The sequence below is a fragment of the Streptococcus sp. FSL E2-3488 genome (assembly GCF_038003585.1).
Taxonomy (GTDB): Bacteria; Bacillota; Bacilli; order Lactobacillales; family Streptococcaceae; genus Streptococcus; species Streptococcus thermophilus.
In genome coordinates this window covers 815,381-830,468 of sequence record NZ_JBBOPL010000001.1, presented here as the reverse complement: position 1 = coordinate 830,468, position 15,088 = coordinate 815,381, and the positions used below count along the sequence as shown (strand labels likewise).

17 protein-coding genes and 1 tRNA gene are annotated in these 15,088 nt (G+C 38.9%); 3 read left to right on the top strand and 15 right to left on the bottom strand.

Going from position 1 to position 15,088, the window contains the following annotated elements:
- The first annotated feature begins 3 nt into the window (after positions 1 to 3).
- Positions 4 to 654, top strand: coding sequence for an amino acid ABC transporter permease (locus MHH90_RS04365; protein ID WP_014608375.1), 651 nt, complete (start codon positions 4 to 6; stop codon positions 652 to 654).
- 70 nt (positions 655 to 724) lie between these two features.
- Here the strand turns inward: MHH90_RS04365 and MHH90_RS04360 are convergent, their stop codons facing one another.
- The 7 genes from MHH90_RS04360 to metK all read right to left on the bottom strand — a co-directional run bounded on the left by MHH90_RS04360 (position 725) and on the right by metK (position 7,320).
- Positions 725 to 1,606, bottom strand: a complete 882-nt coding sequence (locus tag MHH90_RS04360; RefSeq protein WP_014621666.1) for a DNA/RNA non-specific endonuclease — start codon at positions 1,604 to 1,606, stop codon at positions 725 to 727.
- A 61-nt stretch (positions 1,607 to 1,667) separates the two neighbouring features.
- Positions 1,668 to 1,856 carry a DNA-directed RNA polymerase subunit beta gene (locus MHH90_RS04355; protein WP_011226090.1) on the bottom strand — a complete coding sequence of 63 codons (189 nt, stop codon included), beginning with the start codon at positions 1,854 to 1,856 and terminating at the stop codon, positions 1,668 to 1,670.
- A 1-nt stretch (position 1,857) separates the two neighbouring features.
- On the bottom strand, positions 1,858 to 3,129 hold the full coding sequence (gene murA, locus MHH90_RS04350) for a UDP-N-acetylglucosamine 1-carboxyvinyltransferase (protein WP_024704149.1): 1,272 nt from the start codon (positions 3,127 to 3,129) through the stop codon (positions 1,858 to 1,860).
- 69 nt (positions 3,130 to 3,198) lie between these two features.
- Complete coding sequence (locus tag MHH90_RS04345; protein WP_002946959.1) at positions 3,199 to 3,435, bottom strand: DUF1146 family protein; 237 nt, start codon at positions 3,433 to 3,435, stop codon at positions 3,199 to 3,201.
- Positions 3,436 to 3,622: 187 nt separating this feature from the next.
- A complete protein-coding gene (gene galE, locus MHH90_RS04340) occupies positions 3,623 to 4,636 on the bottom strand; it encodes a UDP-glucose 4-epimerase GalE (protein WP_011681212.1) in 1,014 nt (337 codons plus the stop codon).
- Between the two features lie 14 nt (positions 4,637 to 4,650).
- On the bottom strand, positions 4,651 to 5,106 hold the full coding sequence (locus MHH90_RS04335) for a DUF4832 domain-containing protein (protein ID WP_260223972.1): 456 nt from the start codon (positions 5,104 to 5,106) through the stop codon (positions 4,651 to 4,653).
- 1,020 nt (positions 5,107 to 6,126) lie between these two features.
- Positions 6,127 to 7,320, bottom strand: coding sequence for a methionine adenosyltransferase (gene metK, locus MHH90_RS04330; protein ID WP_011681222.1), 1,194 nt, complete (start codon positions 7,318 to 7,320; stop codon positions 6,127 to 6,129).
- A gap of 279 nt (positions 7,321 to 7,599) precedes the next feature.
- On the opposite strand from metK, the gene birA reads away from it, so the two are divergent.
- Positions 7,600 to 8,538 carry a bifunctional biotin--[acetyl-CoA-carboxylase] ligase/biotin operon repressor BirA gene (birA, locus tag MHH90_RS04325; RefSeq protein ID WP_011681223.1) on the top strand — a complete coding sequence of 313 codons (939 nt, stop codon included), beginning with the start codon at positions 7,600 to 7,602 and terminating at the stop codon, positions 8,536 to 8,538.
- Here birA and MHH90_RS04320 read toward each other — a convergent pair.
- The 4 genes from MHH90_RS04320 to miaA all read right to left on the bottom strand — a co-directional run bounded on the left by MHH90_RS04320 (position 8,525) and on the right by miaA (position 12,033).
- Positions 8,525 to 8,710 carry a DUF3272 family protein gene (locus MHH90_RS04320; protein WP_011681224.1) on the bottom strand — a complete coding sequence of 62 codons (186 nt, stop codon included), beginning with the start codon at positions 8,708 to 8,710 and terminating at the stop codon, positions 8,525 to 8,527. The genes birA and MHH90_RS04320 overlap by 14 nt on opposite strands.
- Positions 8,711 to 8,936: 226 nt before the next feature.
- The gene (gene dnaX / locus MHH90_RS04315) at positions 8,937 to 10,589 is read right to left on the bottom strand and encodes a DNA polymerase III subunit gamma/tau (RefSeq protein WP_002950915.1); all 1,653 of its coding nucleotides are present in this window, start codon (positions 10,587 to 10,589) and stop codon (positions 8,937 to 8,939) included.
- On the bottom strand, positions 10,589 to 11,089 hold the full coding sequence (locus MHH90_RS04310; protein ID WP_282570761.1) for a GAF domain-containing protein: 501 nt from the start codon (positions 11,087 to 11,089) through the stop codon (positions 10,589 to 10,591). The genes dnaX and MHH90_RS04310 overlap by 1 nt, the downstream gene beginning before the upstream one ends.
- Before the next feature lie 44 nt (positions 11,090 to 11,133).
- Positions 11,134 to 12,033 (bottom strand): tRNA (adenosine(37)-N6)-dimethylallyltransferase MiaA, encoded by a 900-nt coding sequence (gene miaA / locus MHH90_RS04305; protein WP_011681226.1) that lies wholly within the window; start codon positions 12,031 to 12,033, stop codon positions 11,134 to 11,136.
- Positions 12,034 to 12,108: 75 nt separating this feature from the next.
- Here miaA and MHH90_RS04300 point away from each other — a divergent pair, with 75 nt between their 5' ends.
- Positions 12,109 to 12,285: a DUF3042 family protein gene (locus MHH90_RS04300; protein ID WP_024009934.1), complete on the top strand. Its 177-nt coding sequence runs from the start codon at positions 12,109 to 12,111 to the stop codon at positions 12,283 to 12,285.
- A 352-nt stretch (positions 12,286 to 12,637) separates the two neighbouring features.
- On the opposite strand, the gene MHH90_RS04295 is transcribed toward MHH90_RS04300, so the two are convergent.
- The 4 genes from MHH90_RS04295 to MHH90_RS04280 all read right to left on the bottom strand — a co-directional run bounded on the left by MHH90_RS04295 (position 12,638) and on the right by MHH90_RS04280 (position 15,083).
- Positions 12,638 to 13,123: a hypothetical protein gene (locus MHH90_RS04295; RefSeq protein WP_003092689.1), complete on the bottom strand. Its 486-nt coding sequence runs from the start codon at positions 13,121 to 13,123 to the stop codon at positions 12,638 to 12,640.
- A 136-nt stretch (positions 13,124 to 13,259) separates the two neighbouring features.
- Positions 13,260 to 13,331 (bottom strand) — tRNA-Arg (locus MHH90_RS04290).
- Between the two features lie 50 nt (positions 13,332 to 13,381).
- Positions 13,382 to 13,729, bottom strand: coding sequence for a 50S ribosomal protein L19 (gene rplS, locus MHH90_RS04285; RefSeq protein WP_002950935.1), 348 nt, complete (start codon positions 13,727 to 13,729; stop codon positions 13,382 to 13,384).
- Between the two features lie 127 nt (positions 13,730 to 13,856).
- Positions 13,857 to 15,083 carry a voltage-gated chloride channel family protein gene (locus MHH90_RS04280; protein WP_014621688.1) on the bottom strand — a complete coding sequence of 409 codons (1,227 nt, stop codon included), beginning with the start codon at positions 15,081 to 15,083 and terminating at the stop codon, positions 13,857 to 13,859.
- Positions 15,084 to 15,088 lie beyond the last annotated feature (5 nt).

Here is a 15,088-nt window from a genome sequence, read left to right as displayed (position 1 = left end):
ATTATGTCAGAAGTTTTATCAGCTACTAACCTTAAATTCTTGGCACAAGGAATGTGGACAACCCTTTACTTGTCTTTCTTCATCATTGTGCTGTCTACCTTATTTGGAACTATTCTCGCGGTCATGCGTAACGGAAAGAATCCTATTCTTCGTTGGATTGCTTCTATCTACATTGAGTTCGTTCGTAACGTTCCTAACTTGCTTTGGATTTTCATTATCTTCTTGGTCTTCCAACTCAAGTCTACAGCGGCAGGTATTACCTCGTTCACGGTCTTCACATCAGCTGCCTTGGCGGAAATCATTCGTGGAGGACTTAACTCTATCGACCCTGGACAAACGGAAGCCGGCTTGTCTCAAGGATTTAACAACAGACAAATCTTTATTTATATTATCTTCCCACAAGCTATTCGTAAAATGTTACCATCTATCATTTCTCAATTCGTAACGGTTGTCAAGGATACTTCTTTCCTTTACTCTGTTATCGCCTTGCAAGAATTGTTTGGTAAGAGCCAGATTCTGATGGGTGGTTACTACGAACCAAGCCAAATCTTTACTTTATACGGTATTCTGGCTTTAGCCTATTTCGTGGTTAACTTTGCTATCTCTAGCTACTCTCGCTACCTCTCTAAACATTGGGAGCAAGCTAGTGAATAAAAAACTCACCTTGGGGTGGTTTTTTATTTGTCTAGATACTAAAAACGACTCCACTCGGAGTCGTTTTTCTTCAATTCACCGTTACTTTTCCTGAATAGTAATCTAGTGTAATTCCCTCTTGTACATTTGGAACAAAGACATTAAACTCAAGTGAGCCGTCTGCTGACTTAGCTTCAAGATGTGTTCCTGATGGAATGAGATTCTCTCCTTCATAAATCAGGGTCACACGATAACGAACACGTTTATTTTTATCCAGAGCTTTTCGTACTAGGCTTTCATAATAGTTTTGGCCTGTAGAACTATCGCTATATGCTTGATTTGCCCAAGCAGTTTGAACAGCAATATTCTCTGGATTTGAAGTCGAGGCGTCAAATCCTTTCAAACCACCTATCAGTGCATAACCTAGCAAATGGCCTCTATCTACGGCATGGCTATACTCTCCTGATAAATTTTGAACCTGGTGCCATCCAGCTGGTGTCCAAGAGGTTGAACCATTCCCTGTTTCTTGACGATTTTTGTACTGTCTAGTTGCTTTACTTAATAAGGCATTAGCAACTGTAGGAACAGTTTGTCCTTGAACCGTTTTGACTTGGTTATTAGCATAGGGTTGGCTTGATACCTTAGCATTTAGATTCGTCTTATTTCTATTAATAATGTAGGCCCCAGCTCCATTCCATTCCAAGGAATTACCCAGTTGGCTTTTGACTGAACTAGTCATTACTGTCTCAGAAAGCTGCTCTTGTGGTGTAGACTGACTATTTGTTGAACCATTAGATTTAATGGATTTGTTAGATTTCCCTGAAACTAGGCTTGCTACTTGTCTGATAGGATTATCAGGCGAGAGCTTGTTACTGGTTCCTAGGTAACCTAAAACAGCTATTAAAGCTGCTATTATTAATGTGACTAACTGACGTTTCTGTTTATTTGTCAAAGATGTCTTTCTTTCTACCATTGTTCTCTTTCTTTGATATAAATGTCATGACGAAAGGAGTGGTACGACTGCCCACTCCCTCTTATTTTCCTGTAAATTTAGCAATAATTGCCTGCCAGGATTCTGGTTTTAAGATGCTAATAGGATCCTTGCCTTCACCCAATACGGAATAGCCAATCATTAAACCGATAGCTAGAGAAGCAAGGCTAATTAAACATACAATCAAAACAAGTAATAATTGACGAAAAACATAGCCTTTACCAGTTTCCATACTATGCCTCACTTACACGTGAAATTTGGGCTCCTAGTTTAGCTAGTTTCTCATGGAATTTATAGTAACCACGATCCAAGTGTGTCAATTTCCCAACAGTTGTTGTTCCTTCAGCAACCATCCCTGTGAGGATAAGGGCTGCAGAAGCTCGAAGGTCAGTAGACATAACTCGCGCTCCTTGAAGTGGCAAACCACCGTGAATCATTGCAGTATCACGAAGGATTTCAGAATGAAGCCCCATACGACGCATTTCCTCTAAATGTTGGAAACGATTCTCGAAGACTGTTTCACTTATGCTTGATTTACCTTTCACAACTGCCATAAGAGCCGTAAATTGAGCCTGCATGTCAGTTGGAAAACCTGGGTGAGGTAGGGTTTTAACAGCTACAGGTTTCAATTTCGAAACATCAGATTTAACACGAATGCCTCTGTCCTCTTCCTTAACGTCGACACCCATTTCCAATAATTTAGAAATCAAAGGACGGTTATGTTCCCAGATAGCATCCTTAATAAGAACATTGCCAGAAGTCATGGCTGCTGCTACCATAAAAGTACCTGCTTCAATACGGTCCTGAACAACCGCATGTTGCGTACCATGAAGAGATTTAACACCTTTAATCACGAGTTTTTCAGTTCCAGCACCTTTGACATTTGCCCCCATCTCGTTAAGAAGAATAGCCAAGTCAACGATTTCCGGTTCACGCGCAGCATTTTCAATGGTAGTGACTCCATCAGCTAAAGTGGCTGCCATCATAATGTTCTGAGTAGCACCAACTGATGGGAAGTCCATATAAATAGTTGCACCTTTAAGTTTTTCTGCTGTCGCGGTGATATCACCACCAACTTGGATAATTTTAGCACCCATCGCTTCCAAACCTTTAAGGTGGAGGTCAATAGGACGACTACCAATCGTACAACCGCCAGGCATTGAGACCTTAGCATGACCATTACGAGCAAGAATAGGCCCAAGAACTACGATTGACGCACGCATCTTACTCACATACTCATATGGTGCTTGATCGAGAATTTCTCCACTAGCATCAACTACAACGGTATTGTTTTCCTCGTCAAAGTCTACAGCAATATCTAAACCACGGACAACATTATTCATCGTATAAACATCTGACAAGATTGGAACATTAGTTAAGGTTGTTTGACCTTCTGAGGCCAAGATAGTCGCCGCCAACAAAGGAAGGACAGAGTTTTTAGCACCTTCAATGACAACCTCACCACTTAATCGAGTGTTGCCACCCTTCACAATAATTTTATCCATAAGGATTCCTTTCAAGGATTAATTTCGTATTTTTTTGTATTATATCAAAACACAATTAAAATCACTAATTTAAGAAATCGAGCTAGCCATATTCTGTCCAAAAGCTAAAACTGACAGAATAAAGGAGCTGACAAGATAGCCTAAGGCAATGCTAATAAAAAGCAAGAAAAGTTTCAACTTACCAGTATTCTCGATAGGATTTTTGATCAATTTTGCCCAATCAAAGAGGCTAATCAGCATATGGTAGCTCAATCCAATAAATACTAGGTGACTCGTCAAAGTGACGAATTGATTAATAATAGTCATGATTTCATTATACCATAGAAAGCTAGTCTAAAACATAAAAAGAGGGTGAGACAGTTCTAAACCTATAATCATTTAGTGACTGTTTTCACACCTCTTCTCTTTATTTCTGAGGCGACTAGATTAGGGTTGCTTAAAAAAATCTAGTGCTTGTCCTACTCTCTATAGGCTATGATTTCCTAGACTAAGTTTAGTCTTCATAACCATTTGGGTTTGTTGTTTGCCAACGCCAAGAATCTCTGACCATATCTTTCAAAGTCTTCTTAGCTTCCCAGCCGAGAACTTCTTTGGCCTTTTCAGGAGACGCATAGCAAGTCGCAATATCACCAGCGCGACGCCCTTGAATACGGTAAGGGATAGCAACCTTATTTTCAGCTTCGAATGTCTTAACGAGATCCAAAACACTATAACCGTGTCCAGTACCCAAGTTAAAAATCTCAGCACCTTTGTGGCTCAAATTATATTTGACGGCAGCCAAGTGACCTGATGCCAAGTCAAGAACGTGAATGTAGTCACGGACACCTGTACCATCCGGAGTCGGATAATCATCACCAAAGACATTAAGCTCAGGAAGTTTACCGATAGCAACTTGTGTAATATATGGCATAAGATTGTTTGGAATACCGTTTGGCAATTCACCAATCAAACCACTCTCATGAGCTCCGATAGGATTGAAATAACGAAGATTTGTGACAGACCATGAAGGGTCTGAGGCAGCTACGTCTGTAAGAATTTGTTCCATCATCAACTTTGTATAACCGTATGGATTAATCGCTGACGTTGGCATATCTTCGGTCATTGGGGAAGGATTATTGGTACCGTAAACTGTTGCACTTGAACTGAAGACAATGTTTTTCACATCGTATTCCTTCATTTTTTCAAGGAGAGTAATGGTACCATTGATGTTGTTCTTATAATATTTCAAAGGTTTTTGAACAGATTCACCCACTGCTTTAAAGGCTGCAAAGTGAATAACTAACTCAATATCTTCATTTGTAAAAACCTTATCCAAAAAATCAGTATCTAAAATGGAACCTTGATAAAATGGAAACTTTTTACCCGTAATCTTTTCCAAACGTTCAAGTACCGCTGGCGAACTATTTGAAAAGTCGTCAGCTAAGACTACATCGAAACCTGCATTAAGGAGTTCGACGGTTGTGTGGCTACCGATATAGCCAGCTCCTCCTGTAATTAAAATAGACATTTATTATTCCTTTCTTACTTGTCAGTGCCTTTTTGATCCTTTTGAATCGTTGCTAATTTAGGCATAACTTCTCCTTCGAAACCATTCATGGCAAAATGAACAGAAGGCACTTGTGTCATTGGAGAAATAATTCCGAACTTCACTTGATACTTCTGATTTTTTGAATAAGCAAAACTTGCCTTCAGCTCAGCGGTTTGATTTGGAAGTAATTCTGACAAACGGCAGTCAAGATCTTGCGATTGAACAACCTTACCACTAGTATCACACAAATATAATACCACAGTCCAATCGCCATATAAAGGGGCTACCCCTGAATTTTCCAAATTAAGGGTAATATCATGCTTGTTTTCTCCTTTGGAGATTGTCAAGCGTGATACCCATAGGCGATACCCCATATTCTTCAAAAGTTCCTTGTAAGCTGCTTGTCCGTCACAGATATCTTCAGCCACCTTTTGCCCTAAAAATGTCAAATGCGATGCTTTAGCCTCTTCTTGAAGCTCTGATAGATTATTTACAAGTAGGTTAGACCTTGTATTTATTTTCTCTTGAAAACACTTTAGTAATCTGATTAAATCCTCAATCTCCTCTGAACTTTCATGTTCATAATTGAGGTACTCTGAAAGATAGATGATTTAATCATAATCATGAAATTCAAAAACATCTTCTAGCTGATCATTTTCATAATGTTTGGTATAAACTGTTAATTTTATTTTTACGAGAACACTTTACACCTGTATGACCTAAAATAAAAACTGCTTGATTAAGAAGCGGTTTCAAAACGAAATCGCTTCTTAATCAAGCAGTATTACCAACTATCAATATGTTCATAAACTTCTACCCACATTTAAAAGTGTCCCCTTAACTACACTTTTTACCCATTCTAATCATTAGCCCTCGGTATTTCCCTATAACATTAGGACTACAATGTAATGTCTTTCTTGAGCAAGCTCTGTAGAAACCAAATCTCTCTCCCCAATGAGAAAAGACACAACCTCCACCAGACTCCTAGCTCTGGAGTCATAAACATTTAAAAAAAATAAGAAAGAACATGATTATTCTAAGCAAACATTAACTGAAATTAATATTATTGAAAATACATTAAATTGACTAACTAAATATCCTGTTTTGTTGATTAGTTTCCCCAAAAAATCACAAACTCACCAAAGTGTTTTAGATTATCTAACACCTGTAAAACTATATATAGGTGTTTCTCTTACTCTATCAATCTAAAATGACTCTAGTTTCATATTTACATCGTCACTCTTATTATAGCAATTTATTCTTATTTTTCAACTCCTTTCAAAGTTTTTCAACTAAAGAAATTATTTTTAGCTAGTAGTTTTTACCCTTTAATCACTCAATCCTTTGGGTTTACATGTGTCTGAAGTCAGAAAATTCATATTATTCATTTTCAAAACAAAAAACAGAATTCAAAAAAATTAAATTCTGTTGCTTTGAAATTATTAAATTTCATATAATATTAGATTATTTTAAGCTTCTACAGCTGCTTTCAGTGCATCTACCTTGTCCAATTTTTCCCATGGAAGATCAACATCTGTACGTCCCATATGACCGTAAGCCGCTGTTTGACGGTAGATAGGACGTTTAAGATCAAGCATTTGAATGATACCAGCTGGACGCAAGTCAAAGAGATCACGGACAGCAGATTCAAGTTTTCTCTCAGCAACTGTTGCCGTTCCGAAGGTATCAACACGGACAGATACTGGGTTAGCAACACCAATAGCATAAGCCAATTGTACTTCTGCTTTCTTAGCAAGACCAGCAGCTACAATGTTTTTGGCAATATAACGAGCGGCATACGAAGCTGATCGGTCGACCTTAGTTGCATCCTTACCAGAGAAGGCACCACCACCGTGCCTTGAGTAACCACCATAAGTATCAACAATAATCTTACGACCAGTCAAACCAGAATCCCCTTGAGGACCACCGATTACAAAACGACCTGTTGGATTGATGAAGAACTTGGTATCTTCATCCAAGTATTCTGCAGGAATAACTGCCTTAATGACTTTTTCAATGACATCCTGACGAATTTGGTCGTTAGTCGCTTCAGGATCATGTTGTGTTGAAATAACAACTGTATCGACACGGACAGGTTGATCATTTTCATCATACTCAACGGTAACTTGAGATTTAGCATCTGGACGAAGGTAGGAAATCTCACCAGATTTACGCAAATCTGCCAATTTTTTTACCAATTTATGTGAAAGACTAACTGGAAGCGGCATAAATTCTGGAGTTTCATCAATAGCGAAACCAAACATAAGACCCTGGTCACCTGCTCCGATAAGATCAAGTGAATCTTGGTCACCAGTTCCACGAACTTCAAGTGATTCATTAACACCTTGAGCAATATCTGGAGATTGTTCGATCAATGATGGGTGAACCCCAACAGATTCTGCTGCAAAACCGTATTCTGCATTATTATAACCAATTTCAGCGATAGTATCACGAACTACACGGTTAATGTCCACATAAGCTGTTGTAGAAACCTCACCAAAAATATGGACAGAACCAGTGTAAACAGCTGTTTCTGCTGCTACATGGGCGTCTGGATCTTCTGCTAAAATCGCATCGAGAATGGCATCTGAAATTTGGTCTGCAATTTTATCTGGATGTCCCTCAGATACTGATTCAGACGTGAAAAGTTTACGTTCTGACATATAAAATGTCCCCCTTTTAATATGAAAAATAGTATTAGATAGCACGAGATTTAACCGCCTCCTAATAGATAAAACGCTATACTCCACAAAGAGCTCGGCGCCGTTAAAAAGTTACAAAGAACCAGCAACCATGCTAGGATGACTGCTGCCTTATCGGGACTTAATAACTAAATTTCATTATATCACTTTTTTCTTGTCTAGTCACATAGTTATTAATTATCAAATCTTATCAATATTTTATGGCGAGCAATTTACTGGTTTTTGTATTATACTTAGAATATGAAAACCTATGAACGTGTTTATGAAATATTAGCAAAGAGTCCTGATTTTGTTACTGGAGAAAGCCTCGCCAAAGAGCTTGGTATCTCACGAACAGCCATTTGGAAAGCCATTCAGTCACTTCAGGACCAAGGTGTTGTTATTACAAGTGTCCGAAAAAAAGGATACCATTTAGAAAAGGGAGATATTCTTCTTTCTCAAGAGATTTCTAAGCAACTCAACTTTCCTGTCTACTTTAATCCCGACTCCACCTCTACACAACTTGATGCTAAACATGGTATGGAAAGACAAGATCCTGCCCCTAGCCTTTATCTTGCGTCTAATCAAGGATCAGCTAAGGGACGCTTTGAACGTCACTTTCATACAAGTCCTCACGGTGGTATCTATATGAGTATTCACCTTAAGCCAAACTGTCACTTTAGTGAGTTACCGCCTTATACCATGATGGTAGCTGCTTCCATTGTCAAGGCTATTCAGCGCCTTACAGGCATAGATACAGACATCAAATGGGTCAACGATATCTATCTGAACAACAAAAAAATAGCTGGTATTCTTACCGAAGCCATCAGTTCTATCGAATCTGGATGTATCACAGATGTCATTATCGGTGTAGGACTTAATTTTTCAATTAGCGATTTTCCTGAAGAAATAGCTACTAAAGCAACCAGCCTTTTCCAAAATGAGCGTCCCACAATCACTCGGAATCAGCTCATTTCAGAAATTTGGAAGCTCTTTTTAACCATTCCTACTACTGATTTGGTCAAAGTTTATAAAGAAAAGTCCCTCGTTTTAGATAAACAAGTGACCTTTGAACAATCTGGAAAGGCTTACAGTGGTATTGCTAAAGAAATTGGAGACAAGGGGCAACTCCTCGTTCTCACTGATGACGGTCAGGAAAAATGGCTGAGCGCTGGTGAAGTCAGCCTTACTTCTTGGTAGACTTATCGGCTGCACTCGCAATTCGAGAAATAATATAAGTGGTCCAAAGACGACGTAAGAGTAAGTAACCAAAAAAGGCTGTAAAAAAGTAATAGCCTTGCTGTAAACTGTAATTAAAACAAACCGTTTCAAAAATAGTTTCCACTGTAATAAACAAAATTTGTTGAATCATAAGATTATTATAGCAATAGTTAGAGCCTAGGACAAGCAGTCTAGGCTCTTTTAGATGATAGAAAGATTATCCATTAAGATAGATAAACACACTCACAAGATACCTCAGGCAGAAGAACTAACTCTCCCTAGCTTATACATTTCTTGGACCGGACCTAAAAAGGTCCACTGGACCTCCTCGATTTTGCATTTCTTGGCTCGGACCTAAAAAGGTCCACTGGACCTTTTTAGTCCTCTATTTCTACTACATCAGAGAGAAACTCGAGTTCTTGAGGGATGTACTCTTCACGATCCTCTTTTTCCAGCTCTTCTTTAGATTTGAGGCTTCGTGCAAATTCTGTTCGGAGTTTTTCAAACTCTGCTTTCGGAACAGCCATAATATTAGGTGAAAAACCAGCAGCTGAACTCATGATGTTGCCAAACATATCATTGAGATCACTTCGTTTCATGACCAGTTCAGCATTAAAAGCAGCGTTAAAAGCTAGGATAGCATTTTCTTGATTGGCTAACACAGGTTCTGATCCGTTCAAAAGCGCCCTATTTTGAGGGCTGATAGAATCCAAAATCTCAGGCCATGTTGCTTTTAGAGCATCCAGACACTGGCGTGATTTTTGGGGATTCTCCATAGTTTCTCGCATAATAGTAAGGATTTTCTCACGATCCACCTTATACTGATAAGAAGCTTTTGATTTTCGAGTAGGTGCTACTTTTCCTTGAGATGGGCCCTCTTTAAGAGCTTTACGTAGACTATCTACCTCACGACGAAGACTGTCAAGTTCTTCTTGCAAATTAGCCGGGATGTCTTGTCTTACTTGAGCACTTGTCTCAGTTAGTTTAATCGTCAACATCTCAGCATAGATTTTAGGATGTGTCCCAGTTTTAATCTCGGGCAGAGCACTTGTTACCAAGTCAATCAATTGGAAAAGTCGGTCTTGTTCCAAAGATAAGTTTTCTTCAAAAAGGGGACTATGGTGACTATTTTCACCACCCGCTTTTACTATCAAAAGATCACGGAAATACTCCAAAAGGTCAGTCGCAAACCGACTCATAGACTTCCCATTATCAAAGAGCGTTTCAAGATTTGATAAGGCTTTTGTGGTATCCTGATTGCGAACACTAGCTACAAAACTATCCAAGGCAGTAAGACCAATAGAGCCTGTGATTTCTTCGGCAACGGATTGACTGACATTGTTGTCAGCAGAAAGACTCAGTGCTTGGTCTAAGATTGACAAGGCATCACGCATACCACCTTCTGCACGACGTGAAATAATGGTTAAGGCTTCATCATCAAAAGTCAATCCTTCTTTTTCGAGAATTGAAGCTAAATGCTCTTTAATAGCCCCCTGCTTAATCGATTTAAATTCAAAACGTTGAACACGGGATAAGATGGTTGCTGGGATTTTATGTAACTCTGTAGTCGCGAGGATAAAAACAACATTTTCAGTTGGTTCTTCCAAAGTCTTCAAGAGAGCATTGAAGGCACCTGTCGACAGCATGTGCACCTCGTCAATAATATAGACCTTGTATGTGGCACGACTTGGTGCATAGGTTGATTTATCACGGATTTCACGAATCTCATCAACACCGTTATTGGAAGCCGCATCGATCTCAATAACATCTTCAAGACTGCCATTAGTAATATCACGACAGATATCACAGTGGTTACATGGCTCACCATCGACCTGATTAGGACAATTCATTGCTTTGGCAAAAATTTTTGCTGCACTGGTCTTACCAGTACCACGTGGGCCAGAAAAGAGATAGGCATGGCTGATTTTGCCTGACTCTACCGCCTGTCTTAGCGTGGTTGAAATCACTTTTTGACCAACCATTTCGCCAAAGGTTTGACTACGGTATTTTCGGTATAGGGCTTGGTACATTAGTTTACCTCAAACATTCCAAATGTAAAATCAGTTTTCTCAAGTAATATTTTGACAAATGCTTCCAGATAATCTTGATCCACCTGGTTATAGTCTTCTACTTGGTGAGAATCCAAATCAAGAACACCAACTAATTTACCACCCTTTTCCATAGGGACAACAATTTCACTCCGAGCAGCAGAATCACAGGCAATATAGTTGGCATGTTTAGTGACATCTTGGACAATCAAGGTTCTATTTTCTGCAGCAGATTGGCCACAAACACCCTTACCTAAGGCAATTCGAACACAAGAGACATTACCTTGAAAAGGACCAAGGATTAGCTCATTTTTGATATTATCCATCAGATAGAAACCTGTAAACACAGAGTTTGGCAAAGTTGTATTTAAAAGAGCTGAGGCATTGGCAAAATTAGCCAATGCGTTGTCTTCATTAGCAAATAGCACCTTAGCCTGAGCAAGCATTAATTCATAAGCTATTTTTTTTTCTTCGTTAGTCATAACTACCATTATAGCAAAGATAGGTCCTGGACACTAAGATCGACCTACTTTTCTCCTTCCTCTTCGTTTAAAAATATAGCAAGATCTTGTATAACATTTTCAGGATATTCTGGACTAGAAATTTGATAGAAGCTAACCGTCATCCGATTTCTAAACCAGGTTAATTGACGTTTAGCAAATCGACGGGTATTTTGCTTGAGTTTTTCTAAGGCCTCATCTAAAGTTTGTTCCCCAGAAAAATAAGGAAATAATTCCTTGTAGCCAATTCCACGAGCCGACTGGGCCTCCGAAAAATTATCGTAAAGCCACTTAGCTTCTTCTAAGAGCCCAAGTTCAACCATCTTGTCAACTCGTGTATTAATACGGTCATAAATCAGGGAACGCTCGTCATCCAAGCCAATTATAAAGGGTTCATAACAGGTCTCAGTATTTTCAAGATTGTCCGAAAAACGATAAAGCTCAAGTGCTCTAATGGCGCGACGACGATTTATCTCTTTGATCTCTATACCTAAGCTATCAATCTTTTCGAAAAGCTGCTGATCAGACAATTGCTCTAGTTCTGAACGGTAGGCTAAAACCTGATTTTGGTCAACTTGCCCCCCTAGATGATAACCTTCTAAAAGGCTCTGTAAGTAAAGACCTGTTCCCCCTACAATGATAGGCAACTTGCCACGACTAACAATATCAGTGATGGCAGCCTGCGCCTCTGTCACAAAATCATAGGCTGAATAGGACTCATCTACATCACGGACATCGATTAAATGATGTACAGCTGCTGCTTGTTCTTCAGGAGTGGCCTTTGCAGTTCCTATATTCAGTTGTCGATAAACCTGCTGGCTATCTCCCGAGATTATCTCTCCATTAAAACGCTCAGCCAATTCGATTCCAAGCGCCGTTTTTCCCACAGCAGTAGGTCCAGCTACTACAATAAGTTTGGTTTTCATAATCATTTCACTTGCTATTCTAGATATTTTTTTAGATAATGTAAGTATATTATAACATATACGGAGGATAGTCTCATGGCTAAAAAACATTCATTTGCTAAAGGTGTCGCTACTGGCGTTCTCGGAACTGCTGCTACTGTTGCAGGTGCCGTTTTCGCAGTTAAAAAGACAATTATCGAACCAGAAGAAAAAAAATTGGCTTTCATCGAAGAAAACCGTAAAAAAGCAGCTCGCCGTCGTGTAAGCCGCTAATAGTTATAACCAGGGAAACCTGGTTTTTTGATTGAAGAGATAGATTTCTTTTACGTTAGTTAACTGGTCTGATAATCACAGCAAAGGGAAAAATCTAAAGGTAATCTCAATAGTTATTATAGCTCCAGAATGAAATAAAAACATAATTCGCAATTTGTTTTGGACCCTTTTGTTCAATCTCCAAACTTCCAATCGCCTGTTATTAAAAATCTCAGACCTTTTTATCACAATATAATGTCCTCAGAAAAGTTTATTTGGTACATCAAAAATGATTATTTCATATTCTTTACCTATCATCTTTTATTTATAACACAATAAAAAAGCCTCTTTTAAAGAGACTTATGAAACCAGTTTACTTATTATTTAAAGCTTCAATAACTCGGTCAGTATTAGCTGTCACATTTGTATTATTGTAACGATGTTGAATTAGACTTTCGATTGTTTCTTTGCAAGTCAAAAGATTGGACTTTTCAAATACAACAACACTCAATACATGTGCACCTCCAGAAGTTAGATTTAAAATCAAAAGAGTCTGGAATGCACTTAATACCGTCAAAATACCATAAGCAGCTAAGATCAATCCTCCTAAGATAGATGAACCCATCATATTAAAGCCAACTAGAGCAAAGATAATTCCCCATGCGAAAGATTTAAAATCTAATCTGAATGAATCATCAACACTTGAGATATGATCCACTGGAATCGTTTTATTCTGTGCTCCAAGAGGAATAACCTTCAAAATAGTGTTAGGGTTTGAAGTCTTGATAAAATCTCCTTCAAGTGCTACAGATGCTTTTAGATAAAATGTTAGATACGAAGTGATGAAGGTTTGTTTCACAATAATCTCCTTTTTCTATAAAAAATCACGAGACTATTATATATATATATATATATATATATATATTGTCAAGACCTTACTAAAAAGTTAGTTCAGAAATTCAAAATGATTCCAAAACCATTCAAACTATTTTTGATGTCCCCTGCCGGAATCGAACCAGCAACGACTCCTTAGGAGGGAGTTGTTATATCCATTTAACTAAGAGGACTTATTAAAAAATCTGCCACGAGGACAGATTTTTTCAGTGAAATCTGTAAATTATTTACGGATTTCTTTGATACGTGCAGCTTTACCTTGCAAAGCACGCAAGTAGTAAAGTTTAGCACGGCGGACTTTACCGTAGCGTACAACTTCAATCTTATCAACACGTGGAGTGTGGATTGGGAAAGTACGTTCTACACCGATACCGCTTGAGATTTTACGAACTGTGTACATTTCTGAGATCCCTTGACCTTTGCGTGAAATAACTACACCTTCAAAGATCTGGATACGTTCGCGAGTTCCTTCGACAACTTTTGCGTGAACGCGAACAGTGTCACCAGGACGGAATGATGGGATGTCAGTACGAAGTTGACCTTCTGTCAAACTTTGGATCAATGGATTCATTTTTATATACTCCTATCTTACTAATCTTAAGAGCAACCTCTGTGTCCCAGCGGATTAGCCGTTATTTTTGTGTGTCCATTACACACTCTTAGTATCTTATCAAAAAATTATCAGGATGTCTAGTATCTTATTGCATTTCTAGCATTTTTTGTTGACCATAAATACTTGTCTTATGATTGATAATATAAGCAAAAGCCATGACAATCGCATAAGGGATTGCATTAGCGGGGCCAAAGACCTCAATACCAATAAAAATCGGTGCTAATAGAGTATTGGTGCTACTACCAAAGACCGACAAATAACCAAGACCTGCTACAAGAGAGATAGGAAGACCAAGAATGGGTGCTAGCACAGCACCAAGACTTGCTCCGATGGCAAACAAAGGGGTTACTTCTCCTCCTTGGAATCCAAGAGATAAGGTAAAGACAGTCAAGAGAAGTTTAAAGAGCCAATCCAATGGATAAATGGTCCCACCATCAACACTTAAAGCAATCAAATTCGTTCCAAGCCCTGTATAGCGTCCCTTACACAAAATCAAAAGAAGACAGGTTAAGACGACACCTCCTAAGAGAACACGATAATAGGGATTGGGGAGCAAACTTGCTACTTTCTTTTTAGCTAGTGACAAGAGATAAGCAAAGAGGTTTCCTGCTAGACCAAAGGCCAAACCTAAAAGAGCTAATTTCATAAACGTCTCAAGGTCAATAGTCAAACTTTTGGATACAAAGTGGCTAAATTTTTCAAGACCTAAGAGATGGCTTGTTGTACTAGCCATAAAAGATGCAATAAGAGTCGGTACTAAGATTGGCAGGCTTAACTGTCCTAAGGTCAAGACCTCAAGTGCAAAGAAGGTCGCAGCGATTGGTGTTTGGAAGAGTCCTCCAAAACCAGCGGCCATTCCCATGGTCAAGAAAATGCATGAAGCATTAGGGAGCTTAAAATAGCGACTAAAAGCATGAGAAACTGTGGCCCCTAGTTGTACAGCAACTCCCTCACGACCTGCGGATCCCCCGAAAAGGTGGGTCAGCCATGTGGTTACAGTCACCAGTGGAATTAACCTTAGGGGAACTTGATCCTCCTCATTATGTCCAACCTTGAAAATCAAGCCCATTCCCTGCGCTGCCTTACCAGCAAACTTTTGGTAGAGGTAAACTATCAAAAGACCTGCTAAAGGAAGTGCCGGGACTAGATAAAAGAGATGGTGGTCACGAAATTCCGAGAGTCCTATAAGCACGCGCCCAAAAACAGCATCAATCAGTCCAACCAGTACCCCTAACAAAATTGCATAAAGACTTAACATTACTAAATGTAAGTAAGAAAGACCTTTACTATCACTTAATTGTCTTACTTTCATCCTAG

Bases quoted from the DNA above. Each gene is read 5' to 3' on its own strand.
- MHH90_RS04355 (WP_011226090.1), bottom strand. From the start codon at position 1,856: ATGGAAACTGGTAAAGGCTATGTTTTTCGTCAATTATTACTTGTTTTG.
- MHH90_RS04320 (WP_011681224.1), bottom strand. From the start codon at position 8,710: ATGATTCAACAAATTTTGTTTATTACAGTGGAAACTATTTTTGAAACG.
- MHH90_RS04365 (WP_014608375.1), top strand. From the start codon at position 4: ATGTCAGAAGTTTTATCAGCTACTAACCTTAAATTCTTGGCACAAGGA.
- MHH90_RS04345 (WP_002946959.1), bottom strand. From the start codon at position 3,435: ATGACTATTATTAATCAATTCGTCACTTTGACGAGTCACCTAGTATTT.
- MHH90_RS04280 (WP_014621688.1), bottom strand. From the start codon at position 15,083: ATGAAAGTAAGACAATTAAGTGATAGTAAAGGTCTTTCTTACTTACAT.
- MHH90_RS04360 (WP_014621666.1), bottom strand. From the start codon at position 1,606: ATGGTAGAAAGAAAGACATCTTTGACAAATAAACAGAAACGTCAGTTA.
- MHH90_RS04310 (WP_282570761.1), bottom strand. From the start codon at position 11,089: ATGACTAACGAAGAAAAAAAAATAGCTTATGAATTAATGCTTGCTCAG.
- dnaX (WP_002950915.1), bottom strand. From the start codon at position 10,589: ATGTACCAAGCCCTATACCGAAAATACCGTAGTCAAACCTTTGGCGAA.
- rplS (WP_002950935.1), bottom strand. From the start codon at position 13,729: ATGAATCCATTGATCCAAAGTTTGACAGAAGGTCAACTTCGTACTGAC.
- murA (WP_024704149.1), bottom strand. From the start codon at position 3,129: ATGGATAAAATTATTGTGAAGGGTGGCAACACTCGATTAAGTGGTGAG.
- galE (WP_011681212.1), bottom strand. From the start codon at position 4,636: ATGTCTATTTTAATTACAGGAGGAGCTGGCTATATCGGTAGCCACACA.
- MHH90_RS04300 (WP_024009934.1), top strand. From the start codon at position 12,109: ATGGCTAAAAAACATTCATTTGCTAAAGGTGTCGCTACTGGCGTTCTC.
- birA (WP_011681223.1), top strand. From the start codon at position 7,600: ATGAAAACCTATGAACGTGTTTATGAAATATTAGCAAAGAGTCCTGAT.
- miaA (WP_011681226.1), bottom strand. From the start codon at position 12,033: ATGAAAACCAAACTTATTGTAGTAGCTGGACCTACTGCTGTGGGAAAA.
- metK (WP_011681222.1), bottom strand. From the start codon at position 7,320: ATGTCAGAACGTAAACTTTTCACGTCTGAATCAGTATCTGAGGGACAT.